This window comes from Colwellia psychrerythraea (genome assembly GCF_000764185.1).
In the GTDB taxonomy this organism is placed as follows: domain Bacteria; phylum Pseudomonadota; class Gammaproteobacteria; order Enterobacterales; family Alteromonadaceae; genus Colwellia; species Colwellia psychrerythraea_B.
The window spans coordinates 1-18,146 of sequence record NZ_JQEC01000022.1; the positions used below are offsets into that span (position 1 = coordinate 1).

Here is an 18,146-nt window from a genome sequence, read left to right on the forward strand (position 1 = left end):
AATATATCTCTTGAATGTTCTTTTGCTGCACTAGATACACGCTCTTTAAAAATGCAATTTTGAAATATAGTTTTGCTAACGACATCTTCAATTATCAAATATGAATGAATAGACCAGTCATTTTCAAACGTGCAATCTTGAAAGAAAATCTGAACATTATTTAAGTTGATACTACCAAAACCTATTGTTGAACGGTCAAAATGTAACCCTTTAAATAATTGGAAAATTTTAAAAAAACTAAATGTATCTCTAGACTTTATTTCTGGAAAGTTTATAGCTCCAAAAAATATGATTTCATCAGTTAATATTTCTTTTAAAATCTCATCTCCGTCATCAAGTAATAATGAGGCATAGGAGAAATGACTTTTTTTAAGATGTTCTTCTCTGGCATTAAGTAGAGCATCTTGTAATTTTTTATTATTTACGTTGCTCAACTCCTCGTAAATATATTGAGCTAGTTCCTCATAAAAGTCATCTAATATCCCTTTAAGTTTATCTGACTGATAATCTTTTTTTTTACAATGCAACGCGCATTTATCTTCATACTTTCCATCAAGGTTACATTTATCAGTAGTACATTGAGCCATTTTGAGTAAATCAATTTATAAAAAACAAACAATGCACTATCTTAAATAAATTCAATCATTTATTCATCATTTTGTTAAACATTTCTTCAAATTCTTTCTGCTTTTCAGGAGTTTGGCTAGTTCTTGGCTGATTAAGTTTTTTAATTAACTCCGCTTGTCGATAATCAGGTACGTCACCATAGCTATACAAAGTAGTTAATACGCCAGCATGCCCCAAATTTTGACTCCATGATTTAAACTCTTCAGGTGTCTGGCATAACTGCTCTCCTATTCTAACTAAAGTATCTCTAAAGCTATGCGGGTTGAAGTATTGAAGCCCTGCCGCTTTAAAAGAACGTTTAAATATATCGCGTATTGGGTTAGCAGTAGACCAATGCTCTTTCAACACACCGCATGCACTAAACTTCTTTTCTTTGGTATTCGCGACTTTAGTTTTAGGAAATAACGGATCGTCATGACTGAATAACAACTCTACTTTAATATGCTCTATCCACTCAGCTAATATTTTTATAGGTAACCTCCCTACAGGAAAAAAGTAAGTCGTAAACGTTTTACTGAATTTAGTTTTAACCTCCCTTGCGTCTTGAAATACTGAGCCGTTTATTAAATCAACGTGCTTAACTTTAAATGAAGCTATAGCGCTATCTCTTGCCCCAGTTAATATGGTAAATGCCATTATTGCCTTATTCCGTTTTTCTATATCCGTATTATTAGGCATTTTCTCTAGCACATGAATTATTTGCTCTAATGTCGCCACTGGCTTTTTACGCTTAGCGCCAGCAATACGGGTATCTTTTTCTGATAGGTTAAAATAATCCGCGTCGGTGTAATTAAACCTAGATTTATAACCTGTTTGTTGCGCCAGCCATTGAAAGAAAACCTTTAAGTGGTTACACGTTCCATTGATGGTTGACTTACTTAAGTTTTCTCCTGTTTTTAGGCTTTTTTGAGTAAGGAGTGTATTTTTAAAACCTACCGCTTGGTTGAAATGAAAAGCCTTAAAGTCTTTATATCTGTTGTACTCTTCAAATCGGTTTATAGCTTTAGCAATACAATCTAATGACGCTTCACTATGACGTTTTGCCTCCTTCATAAAAGTTAAATATTTACGCTTAATTCGTTCGTTATTAATATTATGTTTTTTCATTTTGACCTCTATTATTAAAAGCACTGTTTAGGGGGAAGTTAAACAACTAACCTAATCGTTTTTGTTGCAACGGTAAGATCACCGCAAAATGTCGTTGTAATACTGATAACTCTTGTAATCTAAAGTATCTATTCATAGATGAATGACATACTTCACAACGCGCTTTAATTCGGCCATACGTAGAAGATTCAGCTTCAAACGTAATAGATTCTTGCTCTGGTATTCTTGGCGATCTGCATTTCATACAAAATATCTCACCTAGTTCACATGGTCGTTTATTAATACCTCTGAGATCCTTTAAAAATAGCCTTAAGTCACTCCCTAATATCAAATAAGGCCGTTGACTATCTATCTTTATTAACCCTCTTTTAAGCCAGGCTTTAACAGTGCTTTTATGCACCTGATAAAGTAGCGCTATTTCACTAATTGAATAATTACGGTTTATTTTGCATTTGTTTGGGTTGTAACGTTTAGCCATACATTACCCCTCTCTTTGTAATTGTTTACTTGCTGATACTTTTTCTTCTATCCATTGCTCTATATCACTTTCAAGCCAGCCAATTGCACGGTCACCTAATGAAATACTTTTAGGGAATTCATTTTTACTCATACGTAAATAAATACTACTGCGTGATAAACCTGTTTTTGCTTTAACCGCTGGTAAGCGAATAATATTGTTAGACATGTTGATACCTTTTAATCGTTAGTGGGAACGAGATAAAGATTAAATGGGCGATTTGGGCGTTAAAAGGTATTAACTTTAAGGGCTAGTGTTCTATTTTAGTGGGCTATATCGATGCGGAGATAATGTAAAGCTTAAGTAGATTTCGGTTAAATCATTTAAAATTAGTGGGTTAGGCTTGATATTTTGGGCGAAAAGTTTCCGCCCAACTTTATCTAAACATCTATACTTTTTCGTATGGTTTCGGCACTTCTTTCCTGTGCAATAGACAATTTAGCTATCTGTTTTGATATCCAAGTTTTGTTATGATTTGGGGATTTCTTTTTAAGCCTTATAGCTTCATCTTGCCAATCTTGATGCATAGCTTGAGTATTAAATTTACCTTTATCTCTTTTATTTACGTTAGGTGAATAACCTTTTTCTTGAGCTGGTTGTTTAAGATTTAAGGCATAGTTAACTCTGTCAATATCTAACGCCAGCGAATTACCATCAAAATAAAGTATCTCTTCAAGAGGTAAAATCATTTGATTGATTTCCAGCGCTAAGGGGTTATGAATTAACGTTACCCATTTACGTCCTGCATCTTTTGCTAACATGGCTAAACGTGTTTGCTCTGTATTTACCGAGAAAGTAACTTCTTTATCAATATCAAGTAAACGCGCAATAATTTTCAATAGTTGCTTGGTGCTATACTGCCATTGCATAAGTTGCTCTGGAGGAATAGTCATGCGCCCTACTTGTTCATGCATATAATCATCCAAGCACATCGCATAGTAACGTATATTATTATTAGGGTAATCATGTCGTGTTACATCAACCGTGCAATGTTTTTCACAAATTTGACATTGGATATTATTCGCTTTATCAGTAGGCTTTATAACGTGGTTTTTAAGTAGCAACTCAAAAGCTTTAGGTTGCCATAACTGTATCGCCGCCCAACTTACCACTAGCTTTTTATGTTTAGATAAATGATTCAATATCAATAATAAAACTTGGTCTATAGCCATGGTAAACTCAAGTTAGTTGATTCTGGTTCAATACCTGATGCTCTAAGAACATTTCGTATCAATAAATCTTCACCAAACATAGATAAATTACATTTATCTGGCGTTGTAATTGAAAATTGCTTCTGCCGTAATTTTTTCCCTTTAGAAGGTTTAAATACAGCTTTTAGAACAACTTGGCTAATATATACATCTTCAAGGTTTAATTTAGCTAACCTCTCATGTACGGCATTTACATTTTTATCAGGACAGCTTATTACCTTTATTTTCTCTTTAGGGTTTAATTTACAACTAGCTGTTGCTTGTAGTATTTGTACCAAATGAATATCAGAGTTTTCATCAATAATAAAATTAAAATCTTTTTCAACTAAAGCTTCAAGGTTATATACCTTAGTTTCAACCACAGGAATAAAACTAGTGAGTTGCTGTTTAAGGATATATTGACCAAATAATTGTTGAAGTTTCGGAATATTTTTGGCTGTCTTCTTAGCGTGTATCGATAGAGTATTTTTTTCTTGGCAATACACAAAAATAATTTCTAAAGCCATTGTGTGCGGGAGATCTTGTAACGTATCTTTTACCCATTCGACCTCTGACTTGGAAAAGTCTTCGGGAAATGCATAAAAAAAATCAAGATTATCGCGTTCATAGTGCTCGATATGACAACGACCACCCCGTCCTTCTTTCTCAAAAAAGTATTCACCTATGGATTTAGATAATATTTTTATATCGATATCAGTAATCGTTTTTTGTAATTTTGGTAAGTTACTTATTGTTCGCCATGAAGATGCTGTAAGCCTTTTGGCTTGAAAAATTAATGAAGCGGCTTGCCAATACTCAGGGCTGTTTAAATACGCAAACATAGCTTTATCATGAAAGCTATGTAGTTCTATCTTAAACATGTCTATGAAGTAAAAGTTATCTGATAGCGTAGCTTCTTCAAAAAGTGCAATAATACCTATTTCATTAGCCATTGCATGAACACGTTGAAAGTCAGATTCACAGTCGTGACGTGTTACCTCATCAAGCTTTTTAAAAGCGGTAAATATAGTTTTTCCGTCATTCTCCTTAACAGCGTAAAGGTCTATATCCAAATAGATATTTTTCTTTTCAAAGTAATCAATTAGATATTTATTAGATACTTTTCTAAAAAACTGTATTGGTGAATATTGACCTGCCATTCATCGTCCTGTATACATTTCAACCATACAAGCATCGTAACAAGATAAACGTTATGGGAATATAAAAAACATCAATAAATCGTATAATTATTAAACTATTACTTATCAATTTATTTTTAGTGTTTTTGTATTAGCAACGCCAGCATTTCTTCTTCATGGTTTTTAATGTTTTCAGCATATTCACTATTCCATTGTGGATATGAAAGCATTAACTGCTGTTTTAGGCTTTCAATATTTTTAGCGTCAACGGGGTAATGATCTTTTTTAGCATTAGGTAATAAATTACTTAACTTAGAATTTTTTGAGCGGCTAATTAAACACAGATTCCCAAAAGAATCTACGCCATTACTTAGCTCAGTAGATACAAGGTCAGGTTGTCCTTCCATTGGCGTTTGAGGGTAATAATGCTCAACAGAACTTCTTAAAGAAAAAGAGAAATGTCTACATATTTTCTGCATATCTCTTGTTTTATCAATCGTCATATTAATGGTATTAACAACACTATACTTCCAAATAGCATAATCAAGGCGGTTAAAAATATAGTTTTGAATATGCGTCGACTTTAATAACTCTCCATTATTAAAAACTGTTGAGTAAGGTGTTTTAGTAAAATTTATTTGGTAAAATCTTAACTGTTTTTTCTCACCAAATAACCCATAAAAAATTCGATCATTATAACTTTCTAAAAAGCTTAAATAGGTTTGGCTATCTGCATTATCATTCTGATTATATAAATAATTAAGCACACCGCTTAACCAGTTCTTATAAATCATCTGCGGGAAAGACACATGGAGCATCGCGATCAACATTTTAACTTGATGGTTAATGTTGGTAACTACACCTTCAGTTTCTTTATAGTCATCAGCATCTTTAGAAAATGTATTAATGTAGTTTGTAGAGTCACTTTTAGCGTAATGTATCATACGCTTCAAACTCCAATCTTTATCACGCTCTCGCTTAATAATATATTTATCAAATAAGTAACGAGCTTTAAGCAATGCCATAACAAATAATTCAGCTCCAACATTACTCACATCAAAAGCATCTAACAAACGTTTATCATCAAGTGGACATAATTCATCAAGTGAATTTAATGCCTCATCATCTGTTACATTATCAGTAGGCTTTGCTTGCATAACTTTTAACGTATGCAATAAAAAATTCGGAAAATTAATAATAGAATCGAAGCGTTCGTCTGAATCGTCACTAGGTTTAGTATTTACAGTTTTAATTTTAGCGCCAGCAAAAATAGAAGAAATACTACTTGGCTTTATATCATCAATAACAGCGTCTTTTTGTTTGTTTTTCTTGTTCGTTTTAGCTTCTTCATATGCCTGAACGATAGTCTCAAAGCCTCTAGTTTGATTAAAGATAGTTTGGGTATCATTTAATTCGTTACCAAAAATATTAAAACGAACATCAGTATTAAAGCCATATTGGACATAACTGCTCATATCAGAACAAGCATCCCAAATTTTACCGAAAGCGAACTGCCTGCTATCTCCTTCAACCTTTTCCATCAAACGCGCTTTTAACACTTCATGCTTTTCTAACTGTTCACCACGATTATTCATTATTTCAAAATAGTGGTTTAAATCGGTGTCACTGGGCACAGGCGAACGTAAAATAACGACTTTACTTATAAAGTAATCCCATAATTTAGTAATGTAAATATCACGCGTTTTTTCATCATTAAACAATGCTAACAGGTAATTTTCAGCAATAACATATGCATTAACCATAGAGGTTTCAGGTGTCTTAAATCGACTTTCTTTAACTCCTTCACGGTATAAATCATGTAATGTAGTTTCAGATGCAGGCCTGCAATCAAATGTTAAATTAACACCTACTTCCGAGCCTAAGGTTTTTCCAAAACAATTTTTAAATACAGCCAATAATATAGACAAAGTAGTATGACGTTGTTGACCATCAATAGTTTCGTATTGGGTTGCATCAGCAAATAGCCTTTCTCGTTCAAAAACAACTAAAGAGCCTAAATAGTAACTGTTGTTAGCTTTATGTTGACATTGATCCCAAATATCTTGAATCAACTGATTAATTTCAATAGCACCCCACGCATAATTTCGTTGATACCTTGGAATAATATAATCAGCATTACTAAATAACTGGCTTATCGTTAATGGAGTAATATCTTGCGCTTTATTTGTCATTAGGTAACAACTTATTATCAATGAAAATTTGCTTAATCTTACCCATTTTTGTTGCTCGGCAAGCAGTTAAAGGGGTAACAATAAAACTAAATACATCTTTTGAATAAATAGCATTATTGATCTTAAAAAATAAATTTTTAGATGATAATGCATGGTTGTCCATACTTGCCAATTGCAGTGTTTGTAAATTAATACGTAAGCTATATGCCCATAGAAAGCACAACAAACCTGCTTGCTTTAAACGCGCTTCACCAAATTTATCGAAATAAAACATCAGTACACATTTAAATAAATTTTTAACATACTGATCGCCTTTGCGGCCCTCCCCTGTGTAACCGTCTTGTTTACTAAAAACGAAATACTCTTTTAAATCGGGGTGATCTTCAAGCTGTTTTAATATATTGACGTAATGTTGTGTAGCCTCAAAAAAACGACGACCATTTAATACAACTTGGTTAATAGCAAACGGATAGGTTAGATGTTGTTCGTCAATTTTTCGTACATTATCTTGGTTATAATCATCAGTAATATGGTGCGACATTTTATATAACAAAAAATACGGAGGTAAGTTTTTATCATCAGGGTTTAGCCCTTTAAATAGATCGACATCATCTTTAGTAAAATAGCGCCCTTCTTCATGCTTTAGCCACTTTTTAATACGAAATAAGTAATCATCAAATATCTCTTTTAACGCGCCCCCTTCTTTAGCTTCGTTTTCCCATTTTTCAATAATATCAATTTGAACTTGCTCTGGCTCATGTTCCATTTCACGAAGGTGATAAGCCTTTAATAAGTCGTAAGGCTCTAGTGATTTACCACGTGCATTTTGGCTATCAAAAAACTGAAAGGCTTCAGACAAATCGTTAAGGGTTATAAATACAACAGTACAAGCATTAACTAAAAAATGGGCTAGTTTATCAAGCTCATCTTCAGCAAGGTTCGCTAGCTTTTGGTCGATAATAACGCTGTTGTGTTTTAAGTTTTCAATGCTAATTGTGTTTGTAATAAGCATTGATTGTAGAAAATCGTTTTCATTATTTTTAAACTCTCCATGCTCTAGGTTAAGTTTAAAAACATCGATTTTTGGTAATCGGCTTTTCATCGCAGCAACGGTTAATGACAGGGTTAGCAATCGCTGTTGGCCGTCAACAATATCTAGCTTGCCATCTTTATCATGAACAACGACTGTACCTAATCTATAAGACGATTTATCTTGGTGATGAATAATATCTTGAATTAACTGTGATACATGCTTTTCACTCCAACGGTAAGGCCGTTGATAAACAGGTATATTCAACTTGTCTTGTAAGACGCTACCGATCGCACGAACACAAGATTGCATTCCACCATTTTTAATCATGTTGACAGGATACTCTTTTAAATACGTTAAATTGTTTTATGCATGACTTAAGTTTGAATTTCGATTAAAAAAATTTTATTAACTTTATATGCTACTAACTAGATTTCTTGCAAATCTGTCACCTATTTTTTCAATAGAGCAGCGAGCAACTTTTGAAAACTCTTTATCACTCATCAATAATGACTTAAGTGTTTCTAAATCCTTTTTTGCCTCCGTCCTTAATCTAACTCGGTCATTTGGGGCATTTTTAGCTTCATGCATTTTATGTTGATAACTATAATAAAGTTCCCGACATGTGCTCCATGTCAATGCCCGACGACGATTCAATACAGTATCATCCAAAAAATACTTATCTATAGTAAACTCTACTCGACGTTGATCTTGGTCTTCAAGCTCATCTTCAGGCGCAGGTATACCATTTTCATCAAAAGTTATAAATAACGGGTCTTCATCTTCTATAGGGTCTAAAAATAGTGGAGTTTCATCACGCCAATCATATTCTTCACTAATTGCACGGTTACGCTCATCAATTATCGGAAAAAATGTACTCTTCCTTCTATTTGGTCGGCCTTTACATAATCGATAATTATCGAGATCAAATGCTAACCAGTTATAGCCGTCATGATCGTCATGAACATTACCATCTTTGTCTTTTACTTGGCCTTTTGGACGGAAATGTTCAATTTCTTGATTATCCCCTCCAAACTTTGCTTCTGTATACCAGCACTTATCATCGGAAAGGCTTGATAACCAGTTTACGAGATCCTCATTACGCCAATGATTTTTGTATCGTGTAATTAGTCTTTTTTTGTCTTCTAAAGTTACCGCCTCAATGATCTCTGCGGTAATTTCTTCAGCTCTTGCCTTCCAAACAATAATTTCGTCTGGCAAATCTCTGGGGATTACTATTTTTATCATGTTATTTTTCCATCAGAGTTTTGTTTATCTAAATCAACCGTCTCGCACTCTAAAATCTCGTTCAGCATTTCTTCAGACAAGCGTTGGATCTCTTCATATTCATCGGCTGTAAACTCTGGCTTTCTAAATAAAGGGTTTCGAGATAAGGCTTTAGCAAAGTTTGAAAAATATGGATTTGGATGAACTTGCGACAAACCAATCGCATCAAGCTCATTATTAATGCTGATTAACTCTTCAGATGGTGCTGAGTCTTCTTTTTGCATAGACAATAATCGATTTCTTAAATCAATCTTTAATTGAAGCTCTTTATCTAAACTCGTTCTAATACCATATAACCCAGATTGAATTATTGCTTCAACTCCCATATGAATAGGATCTTCATCCGGTTCGTCAGATTTTTTACCATCAATGCTACTTTCCGTTAATACACGAATCTGACTAGCATAAAGAGATGTGAGCATTAAGGGATCGTGGGTAGTTAATATGACTTGGCTTGAGTCCCAAGCTGTTTTATTAGTCCCCTCAATTTTATGATTCAATATTTTTTCAATTTGAGCAAAGTAATCTAATTTCCATCTAGGGTTTAAATGGGTATCAGGCTCATCTAATAAAAATAAAGATTCATCATCACGAGTGAACTTCATTAGCCCTAAAACAGTAAGTAATTGGCGTTCGCCTTCCGAAAGTTGATCGAATGTTAATTCTTGACCATTTTCAAGCTCAACAGTAACTTCAACATTTTCTAATATATCTGCGATATAGGTACTTTCAATATTCTTAAAAAATGACGTTGTATCTGAATATTCTTCAGCTAAATTTCGCAGAGCAGTTTCATCAGATAAAAACATATATAGACGTTCTTGATTTTCAGAACGCCCCCTAAAGTCAATGGTCTTCCTTTCTTTATTATCAATTGGTGCAATTGAATGCTTCCAAAGATTACTTAAAAAATCTTTAACTATACCTCTTGAGTACCAAAATCTAGCATCGCCTTCAGCTTGCATTATCTCACTGGGTTTATTTTTAAACCAATAAGGCTTTTTTAAGCAAAATAGAACTGAATCAATGCCCTTTATGTCTAACTTTTTAAGTAATGCTTTACATGCTGGATCATCATCGACCAAAAATGCGAGCAATACAAAAAAGCTATGTACATCTCGGCAATAAAAAAACCTTCGTAATAATGAATCATCACCTTCAGTTAGTCGCTTATAAAATTGAGTTTGGTGTTTTACAAATAGCTCTTCAACACGCCAATTAGTACCTGAGTAGTAAGTGAAGACATTTAATGGTAAATACTCATTTGCATTACTCTTTAAAAACGGAAAACTTTTTTTGACACCATTAATATTGACTAAGTTCTGACTCTTATTTTTTACATCATGCCTAACTTGAACGTCATGACCTCTGCACTCATAGAGCAGGACATAACTAAAGTCTGTCTGTTCACCAAGATCTAGTGACCTAAAGATTGCAACAATAACTTCTATTAAATTCGATTTACCAACGCCATTTTGACCAATAATCGTCGTAATAGCAGAGCCTTGGTCAAAGGTTGTTGTAAAATTAACAAATCCTTTATAGTTGGGTAAGGTTAGTTCCTTTAACTTCATTGTAAATACTCTTCTTATTATTCAAAATCAGCTTTAGCTGGTGAGTTAATGTAACCAGTTTCAATTTCTTTTTTTAGTTGTTTATAAAAACTTGGTAAATCAAGTTTAGATTTATTCCAAACAACTTTAGCATCGGCTTCACCATCTTCATTTTTAATTAATGAAGACAGCAGTCCATCGTCTTGGTTAATGTATTGTTCAGTAACACTTAGTGCTGTAGTTATTTTCATAGTTTGTGTTTCAACCTTTGTTTCTACATTTTTCACTTTTTGCCCGAGAGCGTTGCTAACCATGGCATCGGCGAGGTGAACTTGGGTGGTTTGGGCGTCAGATAAACGGGCTTTAAGTTGGTCGCATAATGCCATTAGTTCATCGACTTTAGCGACAATTCGAGGTTGTTCTTCGGTGCAAGGGACAGGAAATATCAATTGTTTTAATAAACCTAAATTTAGTACGTTCATTGTAGAGCCATGACTTTTTTCAAAAAGTTCATCTTGAATAAGCTTACTACCAAGTAATATTTGTATATACCTTTTAGAAATTGAATCATTCAAGCTCAATTTAACTAGGCGAGGGTTAATAATTCCTGCGTGGCAAGTATCAGATAACACCAATACTTTTCCAATAGTGCCGACAAGGCTTATAAGCATATCGTCGGGCTGAACTTTGCATGAAATTAATGATTGATACTTTTCTTCATCAACAAAGTAGTCTCCGATATTCTCATTTCCTGATATAACCTGCTCTTGCCCATATATTTTATAGCCTGACTCTACATACATAGATTTTTTTAGGGCCGAACCGAAAGGTCCTGCTTTCAAAGCATTCTTTTCATTTTTAGCAATACCTTCAAATCTAGACCACTCCCAACCATTAGGTAGTTCTAGAGTTTTATCTTTTTCAGTAATTGCAGGTAGTGGCTTTTGTTTTTTTATTTTTTTGTCGGCGATCAGTTGGGCTTTTTCAGCGGCTATTTTTCCAAGCAGAACGCTAGCGGGTTCATCAGTTGTATTTTGTGGGACGAGTTTACCCATTACGGCGAGTTGTAAGATGGTTTGCTTGAGTGATTCTATGCTGCTTTCTGTAGTGAATAACGTATCGAAGTGATCTGCGATACGTTGCCAGTTTTCTTGAAAGTCATTAGCTGTGCATTCTTCGGCGTTAGTAGTTAACCCGTTTTGTGCTGATGATGAACCGCTGTTTTGTGTAGACGGCGTGTTCGGTTTAGCGTCGACAAGCGTGGCTAACAGTGTTTCTACTAAGGTTTGATGCGCAGTTAGGCTTTGTTCGGTTTGTTGCTCTAACTCGTCACACAACGCCATTAATTCATCGACTTTGGCGACGATGCGGTGTTGTTCGGCTTCTGGAGGTACAGCTAATACAATACTGTTCATCTTAGCTTGATTCATTTTAGGCTGTGCTGTGCCTGTAATATAAGCTTCAAGTGAGATTGCATTTATATGCAATGCAATAAACTCAAGAAATTCAGTTGTGATTCCATCTAGCACATGCGCATGGTTATTAACCCAATATTTACCATGAGCAAGAAATGCAATCGGAGTGCTTCTACTAATTAAATTTGCACCGTCTTCACCAATCAATAAAAGTGATTTATCAAATAAGAAGTCATTAACTTGGTCTATTACACCTGAAGCTCCGTAATAGTCATATTGCCCTTGTATTCCCTTTCTTTCAGATGCGGATACTGGTTTCCTTTCACCATCACGATTAAACATTAAATCGCCAAACCTTTTAAAGATCCATGATGTAGGTATATCAAACGGTTTCTCTTCATCTGTGATTACTGGTAGTTGATTTAGCTTTTTAATCTTCTTAAGTGCAACTAAGTGTTCTCTCTCTTCAGTAATCCTTTCAAGTAGAGTACTTGCAGGTTGATCTTTTACATTTTGCGAGACTAACTTACCGCGGACAGCGAGCTCTAAAATAAGCTTTCGTAGCTTTTTAATGCCTGTTAATTCTATCTTCTTACTTGAACCTCGCCCTGTAGCATTGCGCTTTTTAATTGCGCTTGTCCAAACATCAATATTGTCGGTTATTAGGTTGTTTACATTAGACATTACTTCGCACCACTTTCACTATTTGCTTCTTTATTAGAAAGTGCTGCTGATAAAATTCCTTTAAGCTGATTGCGCAAGCCTTGAATATCGGCTTGTTGTTTGGCGAAGTCGGTTAATAACTCTTGTGGGTCGTGACTTAATACTTCACCTTGGTACGGGTTTTTAATGTCTAAATTAAAGTTACGTTTAATAATATCATCTATTGATACTTTCCACGCTTGGTTTGTTTCAACACGCGAGGCAAAACCGTCAGCTTCATTACCCCACCAGTCAAGCTCAGTTGTAAACTCTTCAAACTTCATCGGTTTGGTTTTGTTGTAGTTTTTAACGCCCGCTGGGTATGGGTGTTCATAAAACCACACGTCTTTAGTCGGTGTGCCTTTAGTGAAAAACAGAATGTTGGTTTTAATACCTGTATATGGATTAAATACGCCATTAGGTAAACGCACAATAGTGTGTAGGTTACATTCTTCGGTTAATAGCTTTTTAATTTTAGTTTTTACGCCTTCACCAAATAATGTGCCGTCGGGTAATACTACTGCGGCACGTCCGCCATTTTTATCACCTTGCGGGGCAGCAAGCACTTCAATAATGAGTTGTAAGAACAAGTCTGCCGTTTCGCGAGTACGGAACTCGGTCGGAAAATTCTTCTCGATGCCGTCTTCTTCTGTGCCACCAAAAGGGGGATTAGTGACAATAACATCGTATTGCTCATCCCAATTTGAAAGCGGTTTGTTCAGGGTATTACCGTGCTTAACTTGTACGGGTACTTCAATGCCGTGCAGCATCATGTTGGTAGTACATAATAAGTGCGGTAATTGTTTTTTCTCAACACCGTGAATTTGTTTTTGCAGTGTTTGATGGTCACTCGCGCTTTTCACGTAGTTGTTTTTAACATGGTCAAACGAACAGGATAAAAAGCCACCAGTACCACAAGCAGGGTCAATAATAGCTTCGCCTAGTTTGGGGTTGATAACTTCAACAATAAACTTGGTAATGGCGCGTGGTGTGTAGAATTCGCCCGCATTACCAGCACTTTGTAGGTCTTTTAGAATTTGCTCGTAAATATCACCAAATAGGTGACGCTCTTGCGAGTCGGTAAAGTCAATTTCGTTAAGTTTGTTGATTACTTGCCGTAATAGCGTGCCGTTTTTCATGTAGTTAAACGCATCGCTGAACGCGGCCTTGGCAACATAACCACGCGGGTTAAGGTCGATAGGTGCTGTTAAGGTTTTAAGATGTGGAAATAGCTCGTCGTTCACAAAGTCTAATAGGGTTTCACCTGTTATGCCTTCGGCATTTTCTGCCCAGTTACGCCATAAGTATTGCTCTGGAATTGGCGCTTTGTAGTTGTCTAGTTCTAGCTCTAGTTCTTCTTCTTGGGCGTCAAAGACTTTTAAAAAGAGTAACCATGACATTTGCCCTAAACGCTGTGCGTCGCCGTCTATACCTGCGTCTTTGCGCATGATGTCTTGAATTGATTTGATTACTGAGCTGATTGACATAGTTTTCTCTTATTTTTTGTATTTAATATTTAGTTAGATAATTAGGCAGAGTGTTTCGCTGGCTGATAAATTTCAGCCTCTAATTCACTGATCGCTTGATCGTATTTGGGTTTGCCGCCAAAGCCTTTTTTAACAATTTCACTGAGGCTACCTATCTCGGTAAAGGGCTGTACTTTAAGCACTTGCATGTTTTCTATTTCTTGTACGCCAACATCTGCATATTTGGTGAGTAGATTATCTAACACGGTTTGCGCTGTGTCTGAATATTTAGTGAAATAGTTACGCTTTTTAACGTTGTTTGCTCGTTCTTTGCGCGTTAATGCGGGTTGGTCGTAAACAACGTGGCAGATCATATCGAAAGGATCTAACTCTTTACCGACTTCTTGCTCTAATGCTGCCCAGATTATGCCTGCATGCTCTAACTCATCAATAACGGTTTGTTTTCGGTCAGCTTCATTCCAGCGTTTAACAAACGCGTCTAATGAGCTAAATTGTGCGTGCATGGTTTTACGGGTGTAATCTTTAAATGATTCGGTAACGAGTTTGCCGTCAGTGTCGTAATACTGGACACGCTCTGCCATTTTTTTAACGGTTACGCCTGAAATATGAAACTTGATGAAGGGTTTCTTTTCTTCGTCATCGGTTATTTCACCTGTATATGTTTCATCCCAGTCGCCATCAACTTGCGGTGCATCGAGGTCGGTTGGTTCATCAGGTGTTGCTTTGTAATCAGGTGAGTCTACATCGCCGATTGAATCATCTGGTGCGATTTCACCATCAATATCACCTTCGCCATCAATAATGTCGGTTGGCTTTTTATCCATGACTTGAACTGGGTCGCCATCGAAGTTTTCATCAGCAAACAGCTCGGTGGCTTTTTTGAAATCTAATATGGTGAACCAGAGTTTATTGAATTTTTCGTCTATGCGTGTGCCTCGGCCAATAATTTGTTTGAACTTGGTCATTGATTGTATATTTTGGTCGAGTACGATCAGCTTACAGGTTTTCGCATCGACACCTGTGGTCATTAACTCGGAGGTAGTGGCAATCACTGGATAGCCTTTTTTAGGGTTCATGAAGTTTTCAAGCTGGTTTTTGCCCAACTCATCATCACCCGTAATTTTCATGACGTATTTTTCGTTTTTAGCGACTTGCTCGGGATTTAAATTCACTAAGGCTCTGCGCATACGTTCAGCGTGATTAATATCGTTACAAAAAACTATGGTTTTAGCCATTGGGTCGGTACGTTTAAGATAGCTGGTAATAGTTTCAGCCACTAGCTGTGTACGTTCATCGATGACTAGGGTTCGGTCAAAATCTTTCTGGTTATAAATTCGGTCGTCAATTAACTCGCCGTTTTTATCGGTTTGTCCTTTGGTCGGTCGCCAGCCTTGCATATCTAAATCTATATCGACACGAATGACCTTATAGGGCGACAAGAAGCCATCTTCAATACCTTCTTTGAGCGAGTAAGTATAAACAGGCTCTCCGAAGTAATCGATGTTAGATACTTCGTCAGTTTCTTTCGGTGTAGCCGTAAGGCCAATTTGAGTGGCCGATGCAAAATACTCCAATATTTCACGCCATGAGCTATCATCAGCTGCACTACCGCGATGACACTCATCAATAACGATGAGATCGAAAAAGTCTGGACTCACTTGCTTGAACGCTTTTTGGTGTTCTTCAGGCCCTGTGAGTGCTTGGTATATGCCTAGGTGAACTTCGTATGCAGGATCAACCTCACGACCAGTAATTTTGGTCATGGAGTCGCCAAAGGGTAAAAAGTCTTTTCGCTTTGGGTCGTCTATGAGTACATTTCGATCTGCCAGAAATAGAATGCGTTTCTTCTTCTTCGCTTTCCATAAGCGCCATGCTATTTGGAATGCGGTATAAGTTTTACCTACACCTGTGGCCATAACCAAAAGGATCCGATTTTCACCTTTAGATATTGCTTCTATGGTTTTATTGATGGCTTGTAGTTGGTAATAGCGCGGCGCTTTATCAGTACCGTCGTCGTAGAAATCTTGCGTAATGTATGAAAGTTGTTCTGTGGTGTAGCCTTTGAAAATACAGTACTTGCTCCAAAGCTGTTCTGGTGAAGGAAACTCATCAAGGCTAAGTTCCGTTTCCAGTTTGCCACCAGTGGCTGGGGCAGTTTTATCGTGAAATATATAACCATCCCCATTAGAGGCAAATATAAACGGCACGTCTAATAAACGCGCGTAGTCTAAGCCTTGTTGAATGCCCTTACCTACTTCATGCTTATTTGCTTTAGCTTCTATAACAGCTAATGCCATACTTGGTTTATGGTACAAAACAATATCAGCAGACTTTACTGTTTTACGCATGCCGATTTGACCACGAACAATCACCTTACCATCACGTAACTTCACCTCTTGGCGAATTTGAGTCATATCATCCCACCCTGCACTTTTAATGCTAGGCATAATGAATTTGGTGATGATGTCTGTTTCGGTGAGTTTTTTCTTGTCCATAAGCTTTCCAAGTCTTCCTATAGTGGATTTATACTAACAAATTTGAATAGTTATAAGTAAAAAACAATGATGGTTAGAAAAGAATAATGACTTTGTTATGATCTACTTTAAATTAAGAGTATTATTTGAAGTGAAGTAAAATAAAGGTATGTTTGTAATATCTACTTTTTGGAGTGTTTAGAGCTAAGTCATATAGCCAAGGCGACTAAATGCAGAAAAGTTAGATCTTCAACTAAATTGTTATCAACAATAATTTGAGCCTCATTTGAAATAGCTTACCTATGATTATATGAATTCAATTTAGCTTTATGCGCATTAAAATGGGATTCTTTGTTACCCAAAATAGAAACAAAAACAAGGTGACTTTCACGATAAGTAGTACACCAAGTAGTACACTTTAATTGAAATTTATTTTAATCAATTAATAACAATTAGTTAAGGCGCACAAACGAGTCCCGTAGCGGCACCAAATCAGGTTTTTTTTATGTCTAAAGTATTTCATAGCGTTCTTTTGAAATCCACGCTTTTTAGTAGTACTGTAGGTAGTACCAGTTGAAAATACAACAAAGCGGTACTACTAAAAAGATAAGTCATTCTCAAGTTTGCTTCTGTTACGCAATTTCAGTATAGAAATTATAATATTAACTTAATCTATAGAAGTACCTTATACAGCTTGTTCTAATATACAGACTAAAATTTATTAATTTAAGAGACATATTCAATAAACCTTTCAACATTTGAACTTTTTGTCCCATTTAATATAAATCTTTTAGCACAAGTTTGAAAATGTGGAGTTAGATTGTAAAATGTATCAGCTGCCTTTGGGATACAATCTTTTGAAGCGCTATTAGCAATGAATCCTTCTTTAATTAAATTTTTAAGATTACTTTCATTTAAACCTTGAACAAGCTTTGAAAATTTAATGTAAGTCTTTTTACTGGCTTTAAAACCTTGACCTTTTGTAAAGCTACTCAAGAATTTTCTACACTCCTTATCTATCAATCCTGTGTTCAGTTCATCTTTGGACATACACCTTTGTATTGAAAATGATAAATCCCCTAAATCACAAGAATTTTTCTCTATATCTGCACTTAAAACCCCTGAATTATGTACTAGTTCATTGCCACAATTTACAAATCGAGAATACATAAATTTAGAATCATCAAAAGTTGATTTTAAAAAATTAGGGTAATTTTTGAACCTACTATTTAAGATCGTTAAACCAGAGAAATCTAAAGGTGGAAAATCTCCTTTAATATAACCTGATTCAACTGTACCCCTCACATCACTTTGAAAGAATTTTTTGAATAGTGATGTAATCTTTTCTTTGTTATTTGCTTCTGTAACATCGTAAGATAATAAAAATAAGAATTCTATTATCGATATATTTTTTTCATCTGTATTT

Annotated in this window: 14 protein-coding genes and 1 pseudogene; all 15 read right to left on the reverse strand. The window is 35.4% G+C overall.

The window, feature by feature from the left end; genetic code table 11:
• On the reverse strand, positions 1–587 hold a 587-nt coding region (locus GAB14E_RS12210; protein WP_033082268.1), incomplete at its 3' end, for a hypothetical protein.
• A gap of 55 nt (positions 588–642) precedes the next feature.
• Entirely contained in the window at positions 643–1,734 is a 1,092-nt protein-coding gene (locus GAB14E_RS12205) for a tyrosine-type recombinase/integrase (protein WP_033082269.1), read from the reverse strand.
• Positions 1,735–1,780: 46 nt separating this feature from the next.
• Complete coding sequence (locus GAB14E_RS24835; RefSeq protein WP_156115720.1) at positions 1,781–1,978, reverse strand: hypothetical protein; 198 nt, start codon at positions 1,976–1,978, stop codon at positions 1,781–1,783.
• Between the two features lie 63 nt (positions 1,979–2,041).
• Positions 2,042–2,212: pseudogene (locus GAB14E_RS25665) on the reverse strand (helix-turn-helix domain-containing protein); the annotation flags it as partial.
• 3 nt (positions 2,213–2,215) lie between these two features.
• The gene (locus tag GAB14E_RS12195) at positions 2,216–2,419 is read right to left on the reverse strand and encodes an AlpA family transcriptional regulator (RefSeq protein WP_033082270.1); all 204 of its coding nucleotides are present in this window, start codon (positions 2,417–2,419) and stop codon (positions 2,216–2,218) included.
• Between the two features lie 212 nt (positions 2,420–2,631).
• Positions 2,632–3,423, reverse strand: a complete 792-nt coding sequence (locus GAB14E_RS12190; RefSeq protein WP_033082271.1) for a hypothetical protein — start codon at positions 3,421–3,423, stop codon at positions 2,632–2,634.
• A complete protein-coding gene (locus GAB14E_RS12185) occupies positions 3,414–4,601 on the reverse strand; it encodes a hypothetical protein (RefSeq protein ID WP_033082272.1) in 1,188 nt (395 codons plus the stop codon). Before GAB14E_RS12185 ends, GAB14E_RS12190 begins: the two co-directional genes overlap by 10 nt.
• Positions 4,602–4,717: 116 nt before the next feature.
• Entirely contained in the window at positions 4,718–6,772 is a 2,055-nt protein-coding gene (locus tag GAB14E_RS12180) for a GmrSD restriction endonuclease domain-containing protein (RefSeq protein ID WP_033082273.1), read from the reverse strand.
• Entirely contained in the window at positions 6,762–8,132 is a 1,371-nt protein-coding gene (locus GAB14E_RS12175; RefSeq protein ID WP_033082274.1) for a DUF262 domain-containing protein, read from the reverse strand. Before GAB14E_RS12175 ends, GAB14E_RS12180 begins: the two co-directional genes overlap by 11 nt.
• Positions 8,133–8,216: 84 nt before the next feature.
• Positions 8,217–9,023, reverse strand: coding sequence for an HNH endonuclease family protein (locus GAB14E_RS12170; RefSeq protein WP_156115721.1), 807 nt, complete (start codon positions 9,021–9,023; stop codon positions 8,217–8,219).
• Between the two features lie 23 nt (positions 9,024–9,046).
• Positions 9,047–10,663 carry an AAA family ATPase gene (locus GAB14E_RS12165; protein ID WP_052093668.1) on the reverse strand — a complete coding sequence of 539 codons (1,617 nt, stop codon included), beginning with the start codon at positions 10,661–10,663 and terminating at the stop codon, positions 9,047–9,049.
• A 17-nt stretch (positions 10,664–10,680) separates the two neighbouring features.
• Positions 10,681–12,741: a restriction endonuclease subunit S gene (locus tag GAB14E_RS12160; RefSeq protein ID WP_081967803.1), complete on the reverse strand. Its 2,061-nt coding sequence runs from the start codon at positions 12,739–12,741 to the stop codon at positions 10,681–10,683.
• On the reverse strand, positions 12,741–14,246 hold the full coding sequence (locus GAB14E_RS12155) for an N-6 DNA methylase (RefSeq protein WP_033082276.1): 1,506 nt from the start codon (positions 14,244–14,246) through the stop codon (positions 12,741–12,743). The genes GAB14E_RS12160 and GAB14E_RS12155 overlap by 1 nt, the downstream gene beginning before the upstream one ends.
• Before the next feature lie 41 nt (positions 14,247–14,287).
• Positions 14,288–16,741: an EcoAI/FtnUII family type I restriction enzme subunit R gene (gene hsdR, locus GAB14E_RS12150; RefSeq protein ID WP_052093669.1), complete on the reverse strand. Its 2,454-nt coding sequence runs from the start codon at positions 16,739–16,741 to the stop codon at positions 14,288–14,290.
• Between the two features lie 705 nt (positions 16,742–17,446).
• Positions 17,447–18,146, reverse strand: a 700-nt coding sequence (locus tag GAB14E_RS25090; RefSeq protein ID WP_033082278.1) for a hypothetical protein, incomplete at its 5' end; no start/stop codon positions are given.

Coding starts and splice junctions, on each gene's coding strand:
- GAB14E_RS12205 (WP_033082269.1), bottom strand. CDS start 1,734: ATGAAAAAACATAATATTAATAACGAACGAATTAAGCGTAAATATTTA.
- GAB14E_RS24835 (WP_156115720.1), bottom strand. CDS start 1,978: ATGAAATGCAGATCGCCAAGAATACCAGAGCAAGAATCTATTACGTTT.
- GAB14E_RS12195 (WP_033082270.1), bottom strand. CDS start 2,419: ATGTCTAACAATATTATTCGCTTACCAGCGGTTAAAGCAAAAACAGGT.
- GAB14E_RS12190 (WP_033082271.1), bottom strand. CDS start 3,423: ATGGCTATAGACCAAGTTTTATTATTGATATTGAATCATTTATCTAAA.
- GAB14E_RS12185 (WP_033082272.1), bottom strand. CDS start 4,601: ATGGCAGGTCAATATTCACCAATACAGTTTTTTAGAAAAGTATCTAAT.
- GAB14E_RS12180 (WP_033082273.1), bottom strand. CDS start 6,772: ATGACAAATAAAGCGCAAGATATTACTCCATTAACGATAAGCCAGTTA.
- GAB14E_RS12175 (WP_033082274.1), bottom strand. CDS start 8,132: ATGATTAAAAATGGTGGAATGCAATCTTGTGTTCGTGCGATCGGTAGC.
- GAB14E_RS12165 (WP_052093668.1), bottom strand. CDS start 10,663: ATGAAGTTAAAGGAACTAACCTTACCCAACTATAAAGGATTTGTTAAT.
- GAB14E_RS12160 (WP_081967803.1), bottom strand. CDS start 12,741: ATGTCTAATGTAAACAACCTAATAACCGACAATATTGATGTTTGGACA.
- GAB14E_RS12155 (WP_033082276.1), bottom strand. CDS start 14,246: ATGTCAATCAGCTCAGTAATCAAATCAATTCAAGACATCATGCGCAAA.
- hsdR (WP_052093669.1), bottom strand. CDS start 16,741: ATGGACAAGAAAAAACTCACCGAAACAGACATCATCACCAAATTCATT.